14 protein-coding genes and 1 tRNA gene are annotated in these 17489 nt (G+C 32.6%); 13 read left to right on the top strand and 2 right to left on the bottom strand.

Going from position 1 to position 17489, the window contains the following annotated elements; all coding sequences use genetic code 11:
- Position 1 precedes the first annotated feature (1 nt).
- Both RSC72_RS05360 and miaB read right to left on the bottom strand, forming a co-directional pair.
- Positions 2-1267 carry a sigma-54 interaction domain-containing protein gene (locus RSC72_RS05360; RefSeq protein WP_332544777.1) on the bottom strand — a complete coding sequence of 422 codons (1266 nt, stop codon included), beginning with the start codon at positions 1265-1267 and terminating at the stop codon, positions 2-4.
- 74 nt (positions 1268-1341) lie between these two features.
- A complete protein-coding gene (gene miaB, locus RSC72_RS05365; RefSeq protein ID WP_332544776.1) occupies positions 1342-2787 on the bottom strand; it encodes a tRNA (N6-isopentenyl adenosine(37)-C2)-methylthiotransferase MiaB in 1446 nt (481 codons plus the stop codon).
- Between the two features lie 67 nt (positions 2788-2854).
- Between miaB and RSC72_RS05370 the strand changes: the two genes are divergently transcribed.
- The 13 genes from RSC72_RS05370 (at position 2855) to RSC72_RS05430 (ending at position 17403) form a co-directional block, all read left to right on the top strand.
- The gene (locus RSC72_RS05370) at positions 2855-3736 is read left to right on the top strand and encodes a hypothetical protein (protein WP_332544775.1); all 882 of its coding nucleotides are present in this window, start codon (positions 2855-2857) and stop codon (positions 3734-3736) included.
- An 84-nt stretch (positions 3737-3820) separates the two neighbouring features.
- Positions 3821-6328 carry a type I DNA topoisomerase gene (topA, locus tag RSC72_RS05375; RefSeq protein ID WP_332544774.1) on the top strand — a complete coding sequence of 836 codons (2508 nt, stop codon included), beginning with the start codon at positions 3821-3823 and terminating at the stop codon, positions 6326-6328.
- Entirely contained in the window at positions 6328-7479 is a 1152-nt protein-coding gene (locus tag RSC72_RS05380) for an arginase family protein (protein ID WP_332544772.1), read from the top strand. Before topA ends, RSC72_RS05380 begins: the two co-directional genes overlap by 1 nt.
- 109 nt (positions 7480-7588) lie before the next feature.
- Positions 7589-9028 carry a type IX secretion system lipoprotein PorK/GldK gene (porK, locus tag RSC72_RS05385; RefSeq protein ID WP_332544771.1) on the top strand — a complete coding sequence of 480 codons (1440 nt, stop codon included), beginning with the start codon at positions 7589-7591 and terminating at the stop codon, positions 9026-9028.
- 34 nt (positions 9029-9062) lie between these two features.
- Entirely contained in the window at positions 9063-9734 is a 672-nt protein-coding gene (porL, locus tag RSC72_RS05390; protein WP_332544770.1) for a type IX secretion system motor protein PorL/GldL, read from the top strand.
- Positions 9735-9784: 50 nt separating this feature from the next.
- Positions 9785-11353 carry a type IX secretion system motor protein PorM/GldM gene (gene porM / locus RSC72_RS05395; RefSeq protein ID WP_332544769.1) on the top strand — a complete coding sequence of 523 codons (1569 nt, stop codon included), beginning with the start codon at positions 9785-9787 and terminating at the stop codon, positions 11351-11353.
- A 22-nt stretch (positions 11354-11375) separates the two neighbouring features.
- Complete coding sequence (gene porN / locus RSC72_RS05400) at positions 11376-12278, top strand: type IX secretion system ring protein PorN/GldN (protein WP_092906994.1); 903 nt, start codon at positions 11376-11378, stop codon at positions 12276-12278.
- A 124-nt stretch (positions 12279-12402) separates the two neighbouring features.
- Positions 12403-13461: an NAD(P)/FAD-dependent oxidoreductase gene (locus RSC72_RS05405; RefSeq protein ID WP_332544767.1), complete on the top strand. Its 1059-nt coding sequence runs from the start codon at positions 12403-12405 to the stop codon at positions 13459-13461.
- 15 nt (positions 13462-13476) lie between these two features.
- Positions 13477-13938 carry a hypothetical protein gene (locus RSC72_RS05410; protein ID WP_332544765.1) on the top strand — a complete coding sequence of 154 codons (462 nt, stop codon included), beginning with the start codon at positions 13477-13479 and terminating at the stop codon, positions 13936-13938.
- A gap of 32 nt (positions 13939-13970) precedes the next feature.
- Positions 13971-15887 (top strand): ABC-F family ATP-binding cassette domain-containing protein, encoded by a 1917-nt coding sequence (locus RSC72_RS05415; RefSeq protein ID WP_332565873.1) that lies wholly within the window; start codon positions 13971-13973, stop codon positions 15885-15887.
- A gap of 96 nt (positions 15888-15983) precedes the next feature.
- Positions 15984-16679 (top strand): AIM24 family protein, encoded by a 696-nt coding sequence (locus RSC72_RS05420; protein WP_332544763.1) that lies wholly within the window; start codon positions 15984-15986, stop codon positions 16677-16679.
- A 3-nt stretch (positions 16680-16682) separates the two neighbouring features.
- Positions 16683-17162, top strand: a complete 480-nt coding sequence (locus RSC72_RS05425; RefSeq protein WP_332544761.1) for a DNA-deoxyinosine glycosylase — start codon at positions 16683-16685, stop codon at positions 17160-17162.
- 168 nt (positions 17163-17330) lie between these two features.
- A tRNA-Gly gene (locus RSC72_RS05430) sits at positions 17331-17403 on the top strand.
- The last annotated feature ends 86 nt before the right edge of the window (positions 17404-17489 follow it).

The raw sequence follows: 17489 nt of genomic DNA on the forward strand, positions 1-17489 counted from the left end.
GTTATAAATGATATTGTTTTATTTTACGGTACAACGTACGTTCGGAAATACCTAATTCGTCTGCTGCCATTTTTCGTTTTCCTTTGTGTTTTTCCAAGGCTAATTTAATCATTTCCTTTTCATTATCTTGTAATGAAAGAGATTCCGGTTCTTCAATTGGACTAACATCATACACATCATCAGAATAATCGTATTGAGGTGGTTGATACGTTGGTTTTGGAGTATTAACCGCTGGAACTAAATTATAAGAATTTGGCGTAAAATCGTGTTGATTTTCGTCTTGTTCTTGATAAACTCGTTGTATTAATTCTTGTGTATTGCCATTAAAATCATCAGAATCTTTGTGTTTTATCAAATCTAAAGTTAAAGCACGCAAATCATTCAAGTCTTTTTTCATGTCCAGTAAAACTTTAAATAAAAGTTCACGTTCCATAAAATCAGAAGAATTTTTATCTTTTTTATTGGTTACAGTTAACATTGTAGAGTTATTAGGTAGTAATTCCATTATTTTTTCTAATGAAATCACACGTTCTTTTTCTACAACTGAAACTTGTTCTGCAAAATTTCTTAATTGACGAATATTTCCAGGCCAAGAGTAATTTGCAATATAATTTTGAGCTTCTGGAGAAAGCTCTATATGTGGCATTCTGTATTTATTTGCAAAATCTGAAGCAAATTTTCTGAACAATAAGTTGATGTCTTCCTTACGTTCGCGCAAAGGTGGAATATCAATTTGAATTGTATTTAGACGATAATATAAATCTTCTCTAAATTTACCTTTTTCTACAGCTTCTATCAATTTTACATTGGTAGCAGCAACAACACGAACATTTGTTTTTTGAAGCTCAGAAGAACCAACTTTCATAAATTCACCTGACTCTAAAATACGTAGCAAACGAACTTGTGTTGATAACGGTAATTCTCCTACTTCATCTAAAAAAATTGTTCCGCCATCGGCAACTTCAAAATAACCTTTTCGGGATTGTGTAGCTCCTGTAAATGCACCTTTTTCGTGTCCAAATAATTCAGAATCAATTGTTCCTTCTGGTATCGCACCACAGTTTACAGCAATGTAAGCATTGTGTTTACGAGCAGATTGATTATGAATAATTTTTGGAAAAAATTCTTTACCAACACCGCTTTCTCCGATTACTAAAACGGAGATGTCGGTAGGTGCAACTTGAATCGCTTTTTCTATTGCGCGATTCAAGACTACATTATTTCCAATGATTCCAAAACGTTGTTTAATAGTTTGTAAAGAATCCATTTTTTATAGTTTTTTAAAATTCGTCAAGTTTTTTTTCAATTATTCATTAAAAAAAAACAATAGACATAAATGTTTTAAGCTGAAACCATTTCGCCAATTATAGTAGCTGTTGTACAACTATTTCCTTTTACGTTTACAAAGTCACCAACTTTAGTTCCTTCTACTTTTGGGAAAACTAATACTGCATTTTGAGAATTACGTCCGTACCAGAAATTTTCGTCACGTTTTGAGTTTCCTTCAATTAGTACTTCGTGTACTTTTCCAACATAACTATTCATGCGTTCTGCAGAATGTTTTTGTTGCATTGTAATGATTTCTTGTAAACGACGTTTTTTATCTTCTGGTAAAACATCATCAGCCATCTTTTTGTGTGCTGGTGTTCCTGGTCGTTCCGAATAAGCAAACATATAACCGAAATCATATTTCACATGTTCCATCAACGACAAAGTATCTTGGTGTTCTTCTTCTGTTTCTCCACAGAAACCGGCAATCATATCATGTGACAATGCACAGTCTGGTACGATACGACGAATTTTATCAATTAATTCAAAATATTCCTCGCGCGTGTGTTGACGATTCATACGTTCTAAAACGGTTGTAGAACCTGATTGAACTGGTAAGTGAATATATTTACAAATGTTGTCGTGTTTCGCCATCATTTCTAATACGCTTTCTTCCATATCTTGTGGATTTGACGTAGAAAAACGTAAACGTACATTAGGAATCTGCGTCGCAACCATGTCTAATAAATGACTAAAATCTACAGCAGTTGCTTTCTGAATATCCGTTGCATTTTTGAAATCCTTTTTTGGTCCTCCACCATACCATAAGTATGAATCTACGTTTTGACCTAAAAGTGTGATTTCCTTGTATCCGCTTTCTGCTAATTCTTTACATTCATTCAAGATAGAATGTGGATCACGAGAACGCTCACGACCACGTGTAAAAGGAACAACACAAAATGTACACATATTATCGCAACCACGAGTTATCGTAACAAAAGCTGTAACACCATTTCCACCTAAACGAACAGGAGAAATTTCGGCATACGTTTCTTCTTTTGATAATTGTACATTTACAGCATCACGACCATCTTCTACTTCGTTAAGTAAATTAGGTAAATCGCGGTAAGCATCTGGTCCAACAACAATATCGACTAAATGTTCTTCTTCTAAAAATTTATGTTTCAATCGTTCCGCCATACAACCTAAAACTCCAATTTTAAGACTTGGATTTTGTTTTTTGATGGCGTTTAAAGTTCCTAAACGTTTACGAACAGTTTGTTCCGCTTTTTCGCGAATAGAACATGTATTAAGTAAGATAAGATCAGCTTCGTCTACTTTATTTGTGGTTTGATATCCTTCATTATTTAGAATAGATGCAACAATCTCACTATCGGAGAAATTCATTTGACAACCGTAACTTTCTAAGAATAATTTCTTAGTTGCATTACGTGTAGGCGCTGTAAGTAAAGCCTCTCCTTGTCTTGCTTCGTCTATATGTTTTTCTTCTGTATGCATTCTCAAATGTATATTTAAGTTGCAAAAATAATAAAACTATGTGACATATTGGCAGTAAAATTTTCTTTTGCATTTTATTAACATTATTGTAGATTTGATGAAACCAAATTCTGAAAATAAAAAACGAATGGAAAATAATCTACAAGAAAAAATTAATAAACAACTCGAAATAGGGTTTAAAGTAAGTGCAAGTTCTATAATAGACAAAGCATTTGAGATTTTTAAAGGAATTGCAGGTTTTGCAATTTTGGCTGTAATAATTTATATAGTGGCTTCATGGATAATTAATTCTTTATTGGGAATAATTTTTCCTATGCAAATTGACGAAGAAGAAATACAAGCTATTGCGAATAGTGGAGATATTGTACAAATACAAGAATATTATAAAGATATATTTGCAAGTTCTAATTTTGCACTTTCATCAACAATTAGTACTTTATTATCATCGGCATTATATCCAATTTTGTATAGTGTTTTTGTGATGGCGCGTAAATTTGACTTACATCAAAATATAGAGTTTTCGGATATATTTGTTCATTATAAAAATGGTAAATTCTTAAATTTATTTTTAGTTACATTAATTGTTCAAATAGTAGGGTCTATTGGATTTATGTTGTGTATTATTCCTGGTTTTATAGTATCTACAATGTGGATGTTGGCAGTTCCATTAATTATTTTTGGTTCAGCAGATATTAAAGATGCACTTAATTATAGTATGAAATTAGCCTTTAAAAGTTTTGGTGGATTTTTTACGGTATTATTAATGTGTATTGGAGTAATAATTGTAGGGCTTTTATTGTGTTGTATAGGTATTATAGCTGCCATTCCGTTAGTTTATATCATAATATATGTTTTATATAAAGATGTTATAGGTTTTTCTGATGATAATTCTGATGAAATAAGTCAACTAGGAACAGATATTTATAAGGATAATCCTTACATGAAATAGAAAAAAAAACGGAGCAGTTGAAAATCATTTTTGGCTGCTTCATTTTTTTGTTATTAATTTTGCAGAAATTTTTAAGAAAACAATATGTCGAAGAATCTCGTAATTGTTGAGTCCCCAGCAAAAGCTAAAACCATTCAAGGTTTTTTAGGTGAAGACTTTATCGTGGAGTCAAGTTTTGGTCACGTAGTCGATTTACCAAAAAAGGGAATGGGTATCGAAATAGAAAATCAATTCAAACCGATTTACGAAGTTACACCAGATAAAAAAGATGTCGTTAGCAAGTTAAAAAAGCTATCTGCTAAAGCCGAAACAATCTGGTTAGCATCCGATGAGGATCGCGAAGGTGAGGCAATATCTTGGCATTTATATAACGTTCTTGATTTAGAAAAAAAAGATACAAAACGTATCGTTTTTAATGAAATTACAAAGAAAGCGATTCTAAAAGCTGTCGAAAATCCACGTCAAATCGATATTAATTTGGTTGATGCGCAACAAGCGCGTCGTATTTTAGATCGTTTAGTTGGTTTCGAAATGTCTCCAATTTTATGGAAAAAAATTAAACCAGGTCTATCAGCAGGTCGTGTACAATCAGTTTCTGTTCGATTAATTGTCGAGAGAGAAAAAGAAATTCAGAAATTTGTTCCTGTATCTTCTTATCGTTTTGTTGCAATTTTTGAAACAACCGAAGGAAAAACATTAAAAGCAGTTCTTACAAAAGAATTTTCTAAATTAAAAGAAGCGGAAGATTTCTTAGAAACATGTATTGGAGCAGAGTTTAAAGTAAACGATTTACAGAAAAAACCTGCAAAACGTACACCATCTGCACCTTTCACAACTTCTACATTACAACAAGAAGCATCTCGAAAATTAGGTTTTTCAGTTTCGAGAACGATGCGTGTCGCACAACAATTATACGAATCTGGACATATCACGTATATGAGAACAGATAGCGTGAATTTGTCTGATGATGCATTGTCAGCTGTTAAATCTGAAATAGAATCGGCTTATGGAAACAAATATGTTGAGATAAGAAAATACAAAAATAAAAACTCTTCTGCACAAGAAGCGCACGAAGCAATTCGTCCGACGCATTTTGAAAATCATTCGATAAATGCAGACGATTCTATGCGTAAATTGTACGAATTAATTTGGAAACGCACTGTAGCTTCGCAAATGGCAAACGCAGAATTAGAGCGTACTATCATTGATATTGATAACAATAAAAACAATTTTATTTTTCAAGCAAAAGGAGAAGTAATTGTTTTTGATGGTTTCTTGAAAGTTTACCAAGAATCTCATGATGATGAAGATGTGGATGACGATAAAGTTTTATTACCAAGTGTAAAAGTTAACGAAACATTGCTTGCAGATGAAATTAATGGAACCGAACGTTTTTCTCGTGCGCCAGCTCGTTACACAGAGGCATCTTTGGTAAAAAAATTAGAAGAATTAGGAATTGGACGTCCATCAACTTATGCACCAACAATTTCTACAATTCAGAATAGAGGTTATGTTGAAGTAGGAGAATTAGACGGAAATTCAAGAAAATATAACACATTAACATTAGTAAATAATCAAGTCAAAAAAGCTGAATTGACAGAGGTTTATGGTGCAGATCGTCGTAAATTAATGCCAACAGATATCGGAATTGTTGTAAATGATTTCTTGGTAGATTATTTTGCAAATGTGATGGATTATGACTTTACCGCTCGCGTAGAATCAAATTTTGATGAAATTGCAGAAGGTAAAATCAATTGGACAAATATGATTGGTGATTTTTATTCAAAATTTCATGAAATTGTAGAAGATGTTCAAGAAAATGCAGATCGTGCAACTGGAGAACGCGAATTAGGAATAGATCCTGTTTCGGGTAAAAAAGTGCATGCGCGTATTGGTCGTTTTGGTCCAATGATTCAGATTGGAGAATCGGATGATGAAGAAAAACCACGTTTTGCAAGTCTTCAAAAACATCAATCCATTCATAATATTACATTAGAAGAAGCCATGAAACTTTTTGAATTACCAAAAGTTTTAGGTGAGTATAAAGAACACGAGGTTGAGGTTAATATAGGACGTTTTGGACCTTATGTTAAGTTTGATGATAAATATATTTCTATTCCAAAAGAAGAAGATCCGATGGATCTTTCGTTTGATCGTGCAGTAGAATTAATCGAAGAAAAACTGAAAGCTGATGCTCCGGTTGCACAATACGAAGGACATGATGTAACGAAAGGAAAAGGACGTTTTGGACCTTTTATTAAATGGAATGAATGGTTTATTAATGTGTCTAAAAAATATGATTTCGACCATCTTTCTCAAGCTGATATAATCGAATTGATCGAAGATAAAAAGCGAAAAGAATCAGAAAGAGTTGTTCGCGAATGGGCAGAACAAGAAATACGTTTGGAGAAAGCACGTTGGGGAAGATATAATTTAATTCAAGGAAAAATAAAAGTTGAGTTATCAAAAGAAACTAATCCAGAAGCATTAACTTTAGCAGAAGTTGAGAAGCTAATAGAGGCAGCCAAACCTGCAAAGAAAAAAGCAACAACTAAGAAAACTACAGCTAAAAAAACAACGACTAAAAAGTAATGTATAAAGACTTTTTAAAACCAGTTACAGAAGAATTACAAGACTTTGCGAAGTCTTGTAATTCTTTTTCGTTAGGAGCGTCAATTAAATTTCAAGAAGATATTCTCGAAATAGAGGAGAATGCAACCGATAAAATTGCGATAATTGGCGTAACAGAATCACGATCAAAACAAAAAGATTTGATTGAAGATGTCGAATTTAGTCTAATCAGAACTCAATTGTACGAGCTACAGATGGGAAATTGGACGATAGATTTGTATGATTTTGGCGACATCAATTATTACGATGACAAACACGAAACTGAAACTGTTTTTAGAGAAGTCATAAATGGTCTAATTAAGGACGGTTATATTGTTGTTATTTTAGGAGGTTCTCCAAGTTTGGGCTATCAACAATATCGCGCTTACGATGAAGTGATTAATAAAATTAATTATTTATCAATCGACTATAAACTTCGATTAGGGAATGATGAATCACAAACCACGGATCAAAATTATTTGACAAAAATTATTTCGAATGAGCCATTTAATCTTTTAGATTACACAAACATTGGATTTCAAACTTATTTTGTAGCGCAAGAAAAACAAGATTTAATCCATCAATTAAATTTTGAAGCTATTAGATTAGGTGTAATTGCAGAATCTGTAAAAGAAGTAGAACCATTTTCTAGAGAAACAAACGCTGCATTAATCAATCTTTCCAGTTTACAAGGATCCGATTTTTCTTCTACGAAAAATATGACGCCAAATGGATTTACATCAAGAGAAATATGTGCGATTGCAAGATATTTAGGTTTCAGCAATAAATTAACCTCTCTTTACGTTTGTGATTATATTGAGAATTATAAAAAATTAGATCATTTCCTTGTAGCACAAATGATTTGGTATTTTATTGACGGAAAAAATCATCGTCCAGAGATAAAAAGTTTTGATGATACACAATATTTTGATAAAATTTTTGTTCCTACAGAAGGATATAATTATATTTTTTATAGAAATGTGTATACCAACCAATGGTGGATAGAAGTTGATAACACGATTGATGGTGAAAGAAGTTTTGAAATAATTTCGTGTTCGGAAAAAGATTACGAAGAAGCCTTAAAAGGGGAAATTCCAAATAGGTGGTGGAAGTATTTCAAAAAATTTTATTAAAAAAATAATATATAATTCGAAAATCAATTAATAAAAATGCCTTTATTTGTAGCCTTATTGATTGAGAACTAAAAGTATAAACCTGTATAAAAAATAAATCTATAGCAGAATGAATAGAATTTTGGTAAGTGCATTGTTACTAACTCTTTCTTTGTCATCATGTAAAATGTTGAAAAACAGAGGGAGTAGTGATAGAAATGATGGGCAAATAGTTTCGAAAGCATCATCAACTTGGACACCAATTCGTCCAAAGGGAATGGTTCCGATTCCGAGTGGATCGTTTGTTTTAGGACAAACTGACTACGATTTTACAAAAACAAATGACGCTCCTGTAAAAACAGTTACTGTAACAGGTTTTTATATGGACGATACAGAAATTACAAACTCTGAATATCAGATTTTTGTAAATTATGTAAAAGATTCTATTGCACGTACTGCTTTAGCTAATAAAGCTGAATCATTAGGATTTGATCCGATGAATCCTACTGCAGATGGTGAAGGAATTGGTGCTTATGCTTTTGTTTCTGGATCTGAAGATGGAGAAGGAACACCATATGATGAATACATCAAGCAAAATAATACAGGTAGAGATGGACAATCTTTAGATGGTAAAAAACTAAACTGGAAGCAACGTTTGGAATGGGATAAATACAAATACCCAGATGTAGACTATGCTGAAGTTATGGAAGGTTTATACTATCCGCCAGAAGAAAGAATGAATGGAGAAAGACGTATCGATACACGTAAACTAAACTATTCTTATGTTACAGTTGATCAAACTGCAGCAGCTAAGAAAAAAGGTACTTTCCGTGTAGATTTTCGTAAAGAATTTAGTATGAATATCTATCCAGATACAACTGTTTGGGTAAGAGATTTTAACTATTCTTACAATGATCCAATGCACCAAGATTATTTTTGGCACAAAGCATATTCTAACTATCCTGTTGTAGGAATTAATTGGAATCAAGCAACTGCTTTTTGTGATTTCCGTACAAGATATCATAATACAGCTTTAAATAATAAGAAGAAAAAAGGAAACCAAGTAAAAGTAATTAGCTACCGTTTACCAACAGAAATTGAGTGGGAATACGCAGCGAAAGGAGGTTTAGAAAATGCACCTTATCCATGGGGAGGTCCATATTTAACAGACGATAGAGGTTGTTATTTAGCGAACTTCAAACCAAAACGTGGAGATTATTTAGAAATCAATGATGGTAAAAAAACAGGTTATATGTACACAGCACCAGTAAAAACTTTCCGTGCAAATGGATATGGTTTATATGATATGGCTGGTAACGTAGCCGAGTGGACAAGTTCACCATACAACAGATCATCTTATACAATGTCTTCTTCTCTTAATCCGTCTCTTACTATGACAGGAGAAGTAAACAGAAGTGTACGTGGAGGTTCTTGGAAAGATATTGGATATCTGTTGATGACATCTTCTAGAGATTGGGAAAATAAAGATTCGGCAAGAAGTTTCATCGGATTCCGTACAGTACAATCTTTCCCAGAAGGATCAAAAATAAATTTTAGAAAAACCAAATAAACCATTTTAAAACAATAAATTAAAAAGCACTCATATGGCAGTACAAGCTTCAAAACAAGAACGTCTTACAAATTTTATGTATAACTTCTTTGCCGCAGTAGTAATTATCGGGGCATTATGTAAAATTACACATACAAATCCATTAGGAATTAGTGCTAATATTATTCTAGCAGTAGGACTAGTAGCAGAAGCTCTAGTATTCTTATACTCTGCATTCTTTGACAAACCAGAAGGTAGTTATGAATGGGAAAAAGCGTATCCAGAATTATTAAGCGGAGAACCAGTACAAAGAAAAACTGCAGCAGTTGCAAATGCAGGAAATAATTTGACTGCAGAATTAGACAAAGTTTTAGCAGATGCAAAATTAGATAAAGAAGTTTTCGAAAGATTACGTGGGTCTTTAGATAAATTTGGTTCAGCTGTAAACGAATTAAACACAACAACGTCTGCTGTAGCTTCTACAGAACAATATAGTAATGAGATTGCAAAAGCATCTAATAACATTAGTACATTAAATTCTGTTTATGCACAACAAATAGAAAACAGCCAAAAACAAGTAGAATTAAATAAACAATTTATTGAAGAAATGCAAAAATCTTCAGGTAGTTCAGAGCAATTCTTAAAAGAAATGCAAGAACTTTCTGCTAACATTAATGCATTAAACAAAGTATATGGTGGTATGCTTTCTGCAATGAAAAATAACTAATCATTGTACCGATAAATTAAACTAATTATTCATTAATTCTATAAATTATTATGGCAGGAGGTGGTAGACTAACCGGACGTCAGAAGATGATCAACCTGATGTATCTCGTGTTCATTGCAATGATGGCTTTGAACGTAGATCGTGAGGTATTGAGATCTTTCGAAACAATAAATACATCTTTAGAGTCAACAACGACTTTAACAGAATTAAATAACGGAACATTCTATAAACAAATAGATAACAAAGCAAAAGAAGATCCAACTTATGCAAAAACACAAGCTGAAGCTGCAGACGTTAAAAAGCAAACAAATGATTTTGTTGCTTACATTGCTGGATTGAAAAAAGAATTAGCTGGTGCAGATTTTGTTTCTGGTAGTGAAGACACAGATTATAACTCATTATCAAATACAGAACCAATCGTTTCTTTGTTTTTCAAAGGAAAAGGAGGTGATAAAGGAAATGAAAAAGCACAAGAATTTACAAGTAAAGTTGAAGCTTACAAAAATTTCTTAATGCCTTTTGCTCAGAAAAGTCCAGATTCAAAAAATGCTATTGCAAGTGTTAATGAATTTTTTGGAACAGCAGCTAAGTCAAAAAATCAAACTTGGGTACAAGAAAAATTTTATGATCAACCAATGGTTGCCTCACTTACAAATTTATCTAAAATGCAAATGGATGCTCGTACACAAGAAGGTAACTTAGTAAGAGCTTTATTATCTGGTAAATTAGAAGAAAAAATTGAATTGGATGCATTCCAAGGTTTATTCTTATCACCAGGTGTTGTTAAAGTTGGTGACGAAGCAGTTCTTAATGTAGTTTTAGGAGCTTATGATAACAGCGTAAAAGGATCTGTATCTACAAGTGTAGGTTCTGCACAAGTTGTAGATGGTAAAGCATCAATCAAATTGAATACAGGATCTGTAGGTTTACATACATTAACTGGTAGTATAACTTATGTAGCAAACGGACAAACAAAAACAGCAACTATTGCACCATCAACTTACCAAGTTGTAGCGCAAACATTAGATAAAAAAGCTGCGGAAATTATTGAGAAAGATCCTACAGGAGGTTCTATCGTTGCAGATAATTTACGTGTTGTTTACCGTGGTGTAACAAATCCTATTTCAGCAACAATTAACGGTGCAAATGGACCAGTTAGTTTAAGTGTTTCTTCTGGAAGTGCATCTGGAGCAGGAGCTAATAAATGGAATTATACAGCAGGAGGAGGAAGCGAAGTAGTATTTACTGCATCTGCAAGAGCAAGTTCTGGTAAAACATTATCTGTTCGCGAAACATTCCGTGTAAAACCAGTTCCACCAGCACGTGGTGTAATTTTAGGAAAAACAAGTCCATCTATTCCAGATAACGGAATTGCAGCACAAACAATTCGTATTGATTGGCCAGATTTCTTATTCCCAATTTCAGGTGAAGTAACATCATTTAATGTTAAAGTTCCTGGACAACCAACAGTTCGTGTTAATGGAAGTAAAATGTCAGGTGCTGCAGGTGCTATATCTAAGGCTAAAAAAGGAGATATTATAGGTGTATTCGATATTAAGTACCGTACAAATTCTGGTGCTAATGGAGAGGCTTCTTCTATCGCAATTCAAGTACAATAATTAAAATTAAAAAATAAACAATATGAAGTATCTTTTGTTTGGTTTAATGAGTTTCTTTTCAACTCTTACAATGGCGCAAAATGTTCTTAATGCTGTTTCGCCAGAACAGTTAAGAAGAGACCGCGAAAATAAAACAAGAGTTGATGAAGCTGGTGACACTGTTAGTACAGCACAAGACCCGTTAAAATATGGTTTTATCGAAGATAAAGACAATGTATGGTCTAAAGTTGTATGGGAAGTTATCGATTTGAATGAGCGTCTGAATCAACCTTATTACTTGGCTGGTGACGAATTAGTTCAAAATTCTCAATCATTGTACGATGTTTTGGTAGAAGGTGTTCGTAGTAAAAAAATTACAGAAATTTACGACGACGAATTTTTCAAAAACAAAATGACTTACGACCAAATTATGGCTCGTAATGAGAAAAAAGATACACAACAGTATTACTATGATATGATAGCAGCTGGTGAAAAACCAGATGACGCGGCAATTTTTAATTACAAAGTAAAATCTGCTGATATCAAAATGTTAAAGACGAAAGGTCTTTGGTATATCGATCGTCGCTTAGGAGAACTTAGATACCGTTTATTAGGTTTGGCAATTATGGGACCTGATGCGCAATCTTTAGGAACAGAATTTAACGATGGTACGTTTGTAGATTTATTTTGGATTTGGTATCCAGATGCTCGTCAAACATTAGTTAATGCAACTGTTTTTAATCCAAGTAATTCTAATTCTGCGATTTCTTACGATGAAATGTTGAATGCACGTCGATTTAATTCGATTATTTACAAAGCGCAGACAATGTACGGTACGAAGATGATCGAAGATTATATTCCAAACGATTCAAAAGGTCAATTAGAAGAACATCACAAAATTAGAAACTCTATCATACAAGCTGAGGCTGATATGTGGAATTACTAATAAAGACAAAGAATAACAAAAAAATCCGATCAATATTGATCGGATTTTTTTATTGAATTTAATCAAGAAATAGAATCAAGTGATTCTAATAACTATTATTAACTTTACACACAAAATTTTGAAGTTGAAAAAAGTAGAATATATAATCGTCGGACAGGGTGTTGCAGGAAGTTGTATGGCGATGAAATTATTACAAGAAAACAAATCTTTTGTAGTGATTGATAATCATTTTCACAAAGCTTCGGCGATTGCGGCAGGTATTTTTAATCCAGTTGTACTAAAACGTTTTTCGATTGTATGGAATGCAACCAAACAAATCCAACGTTTGCAAGAAGTTTTTGGTCAATTTGAAAAATTATTGAACAAAAAATATATCTATAATTTCCCCGTTTATCGAATTTTTAATGATGAACAAGAGAAAAAAACATGGATAAAAAAAGCAACGACTCATCCAGATTTGATTGATTATTTATCAACAGAAACGGAACAATTAAACTCATATTCTTCTATCAAAAATCCAATAGGTTCGGGTGAAGTTTTACATACTGGGCGAGTAGATTTAACAAATTTATTAATTGATTTCAAAAATTATTTAGTCGAAAAAAATAGTTTTATTGATGAAACATTTGATTTTTCTGAATTAAAATTAGACGATAATCAAGCGATTTATAAAAATATCGAAGCAGATAAAATTATTTTTGCTGAAGGTTTTAATATTTTGAATAATCCATATTTCAAAAATTTACCTGTAATTGGAGTAAAAGGCGAAGTCCTGAAAATTGAAACCAATGCTAAATTACCCGAAGCGGTAGTAAAAGGAAAAGAATTTTTGATGCCTTTAGGTGAAAATCAATATTTTGTAGGCGCAACTTATGATCGAGATAATGTAAATTACGAAAACACCGAAGAAGCCAAACAATATTTGATTGATGGTGTTCAGAATTTCTTTGAAGATAATTTTGAAGTAGTAGAGCAACACGCCTCAATTCGCCCAACAGTTGTAGATCGTCGTCCAATTATTGGTGCGCATCCAACTTATCAACAATTAATTTGTTTGAACGGAATGGGAACGCGTGGAACCATGTTAGCACCTGTGATGGTAGATGATTTATATAATTTTTTAGAGAATCAACAACCAATCGATAAAGAAGCAAATATTGAACGTTTTTACGATAAATTTTAAAGAAATAGTTAGTTTATGAAAAATTTCGAAATCAGAATTTTCGCTTTACAACTTGTTGCAAGTATTTTATTATTTTTAGGATTACAACAACTTTTTGTTTTGGCAGAAATGGAGTTAATCGAATTAATACATTCCGTAGGGCAAGATAATTTTGCTTTTTATGCTAGAAAAAGTGATGAATTTGGTATCAGTAATAAACTGAAAAACTTAGCTACCGCAAAACTTATTTTAAGCTTAATTGGGTTTATTTTGGCTTATATTATTTCCTCTGTTATCAACTACAAAAGAGGCTACGATTGGAAAATGTCAGTTTTTGTAGTCATTCTTTGTTTTGTCGTTTATCAATTCAAAATTATTGATCTTCCAACTAAATATTTTATCAATCAAAGTCTGGAAATAGCCTACATCGGAACATCTATTTTTGCAATCATCATAAGTTTTATCGTCTATTTTATTAGTTATCGTATAAAACCATAAGTTTTTAGCTCAAAACATCGTACTTTTGCAAAATGTTATTAGTACAAAATTTAGGAGTTTATTTTGCGGGTAGATATTTATTTGAAAACGTTTCGTTCCGCATCAACAAAGGAAACCGTGTTGGTTTAGTAGGGAAAAATGGAGCAGGAAAATCTACATTACTTAAAATTTTAGCCAAAAGTCAACAATCTTCAGAAGGAGAAGTTGTCTATGAAGGCGAAGTTACAGTAGGATATTTGTCGCAAGATATTGATTTTGTACAAGGCAGAACGGTTTGGCAAGAGGCAGATTCAGCTTTTGAGCAATTGGTAGAAATACAAGATCGTATTGATTTTGTAAACAAAGAATTAGCTGAAAGAACGGATTATGAATCAGAAGAATACGGAAAATTAATTGAAGATATTTCTAATTTTACTGAACGTTTCGGACTTTTAGGTGGTTACACAAAAGATGCAGAAATAGAGCAAATTTTAATTGGATTAGGATTCAAAAAAGGAGATTTTCATCGTCCAACAGAAGAATTTTCTGGAGGTTGGAGAATGCGAATTGAGTTGGCTAAACTATTATTGCAAAAAAATGATGTCATGCTTTTAGATGAGCCTACCAATCACTTGGACATCGATTCTATTGTTTGGTTAGAGGAATTTTTGAAAGATTATCCAGGAGCTGTCGTATTGGTTTCGCATGACCGTCAATTTTTGGACAATGTAACCAATCGTACCATCGAAATTGCAAACCGTCATATTTCTGATTTTAAAGCAAATTATACACGTTATTTAGAATTGCGTGAAGATCGTTTGATAAAATTAGAGCAAGCGCAGAAAAATCAAGAACAAATGATAAAGCATACGGAAGATTTGATTTCAAAATTCCGTGCAAAAGCCAGTAAAGCTTCTATGGCGCAATCATTAATCAAAAAATTAGAGAAAATAGACCGTATCGAAATCGAAAGTGATGATGTAACTAAGATGAATATTCGTTTTGTAGACGCTGTTCAGCCTGGTAAAGTTATTTTTGAATTAGATAATGTTGGTGTTGCTTTTGGCGATCATCAAGTTTTTGATAATGTTTCGTTTTATGTAAGTCGTGGTGAAAAAGTTGCTTTTGTTGGTCAAAATGGTCAAGGAAAAACGACTTTATCTCGTGCAATTATAGAAGAACAAAAACATTCGGGAAGCATAAAACATGGTCATAATGTAGAAATCGGATATTTTGCTCAAAACCAAGCGCATGTTCTGAATGATAAATTAACAGTTTTAGAAGAAGCAGAAAATTCTGCAACAGAAGAAACACGTAAATATGTTCGCGATTATTTAGGAGCATTTATGTTTGGTGGCGATGCTGCTGAGAAAAAGGTTTCTGTACTTTCTGGTGGTGAACGAAATCGTTTAGCTTTATGTAAATTATTGTTACGTCCATTCAATGTTTTAATCATGGATGAGCCGACGAATCACTTGGATATTGTATCAAAAGAATTATTGAAAAAAGCACTTCAAAAATATACAGGAACGTTGATTTTAGTTTCGCATGACCGTGAATTTTTAGAAGGTTTGGTGGACAAAGTTTTTGATTTCCGTAATGGTCAAGTAAAAGAATATCTTTCTGGTATTGATGATTATTTAGCACAAATAAAAGCCGGAAGTTTCCGTGAAGTTGAGAAAGGGAATGGTTTGGCTGCACCAAAAGAAGAAAAACCGATTGAAGTTAAAATAGAACAAGCAAAAAGAGTTTTATCTTTTGAAGAAGAAAAAGAGCAAAAAAGACTGAAAAATAAATTATCTCGCATAGAATCAGAAATTTCAGAATTTGAAACAAAAGTTGCAGATTTAGAAAAGAAATTACATTCAGGTTCTCAAAATCAAGCAGAATTGGATAATTATTCAAAATTAAAAACTGATTTAGATAATAAAATGTTAGAATGGGAGGAAGTTTCTGAACAAATTTTCTAAAATTTTATCAAAATAAAATAATTAAAGTGTTGCGATTTCGTAACACTTTTTTTTGTGGAAAAAAGTTATCTTTAATAAACTTTAAAAACCTAAAAGATGAGTGAATATACAATTAGTCAATTCATAGAGAAAACAAAGCAAAATGATGCTGAACATGATTATTTTGAGTTAGAGAAACCTCAAATGCTCGAAATTAATTTGAAAAATCAAGCTGTTTGGACAAAAGCAGGAAGTATGGTTGCCTACACAGGAAGCATTAATTTTGAGCGAGAAGGCATGTTGTCTGGTGGATTAGGAAAATTCTTGAAGAAAACTTTTTCTGGAGAAGGTGCAAAATTGATGAAAGCCGAAGGTTCAGGACGACTTTATGTGGCAGATTCTGGGAAAAAAGTTCAGATTTTACAAATGAACATCGAATCTATTTGTGTGAATGGAAACGATGTTTTGGCACATGATCAATCCTTAAAAAGTGATATTACGATGCTGAAAAGTATTGCAGGAATGATGGCTGGAGGATTATTTCAAGTAAAATTATCTGGTTCGGGTATGGTTGCAATTTCTACACATGGCGATCCATTGACGTTATTGGTAACGCCCGAAAATCCTGTTTTCACAGATCCTAACGCAACTGTTGCTTGGTCTGGGAACCTTTCTCCAGAACTAAAATCCAATGTATCATTCAAGAGTCTTATGGGACGTGGAAGTGGTGAAGAATTTCAAATGAAATTTTCTGGTAGCGGTTGGGTTTTAATTCAGCCTTATGAGGAAGTTTATATGCAAGAGAGTAAATAAAAAATGGTTAAACAATCATTTTCACCCATTATAGCAAGCGAGCCAAGGATTTTAATTCTTGGCTCTTTGCCTGGTGATTTATCCATTGAGATGAATCAATATTATGGTCATCCAAGAAATAGATTTTGGAGAATTATGTTTACAATTTATAAGGAAGATTTTTCTGAAGATTATCAAATCAGAGAAAGATTGATTCAGAATAATCATTTTGCACTTTGGGATGTGGCATATTCTGCAACGAGAAAAGGAAGTATGGATGTTGATATATTAGATGTTGTTCCGAATAAAATTGATGAATTACTGAAAAAATATCCAACAATTCGTCAACTAATTTTTAATGGCAAGAAAGCCGAACAACTTTTCAAGAAACATTTTGAACAGAAATCAACCATAATTTACACTTCTTTACCAAGTACAAGTCCAGCAAATGCTCAATTTTCTCCCGATAGATTAATCGAAATTTGGAAAAAAGCCCTGATTTGAGGATGAAATTATCAATCAAAGAAAATAAATTAAAAAAAGTTTTAAAAAATATTTAGAGCTAAATTTTTTAAGTTGAGAAACTTAGAATATAAAGTAATAAAAACATTAAAAAATTATCTCCTAAAAGTTTTGTAATTAAAAAACCTACTCTATATTTGCACTCACAACGCGGGAATAGCTCAATTGGTAGAGCGTCAGCCTTCCAAGCTGAATGTTGCGAGTTCGAGTCTCGTTTCCCGCTCTTTGAAATATTAGATTCAAAAATCAAATTTTGCCTTGGTGGTGGAATTGGTAGACACGCAGGACTTAAAATCCTGTGTCCATTAG

The organism is Algoriella sp. (assembly GCF_036647415.1).
Lineage (GTDB): Bacteria > Bacteroidota > Bacteroidia > Flavobacteriales > Weeksellaceae > Empedobacter.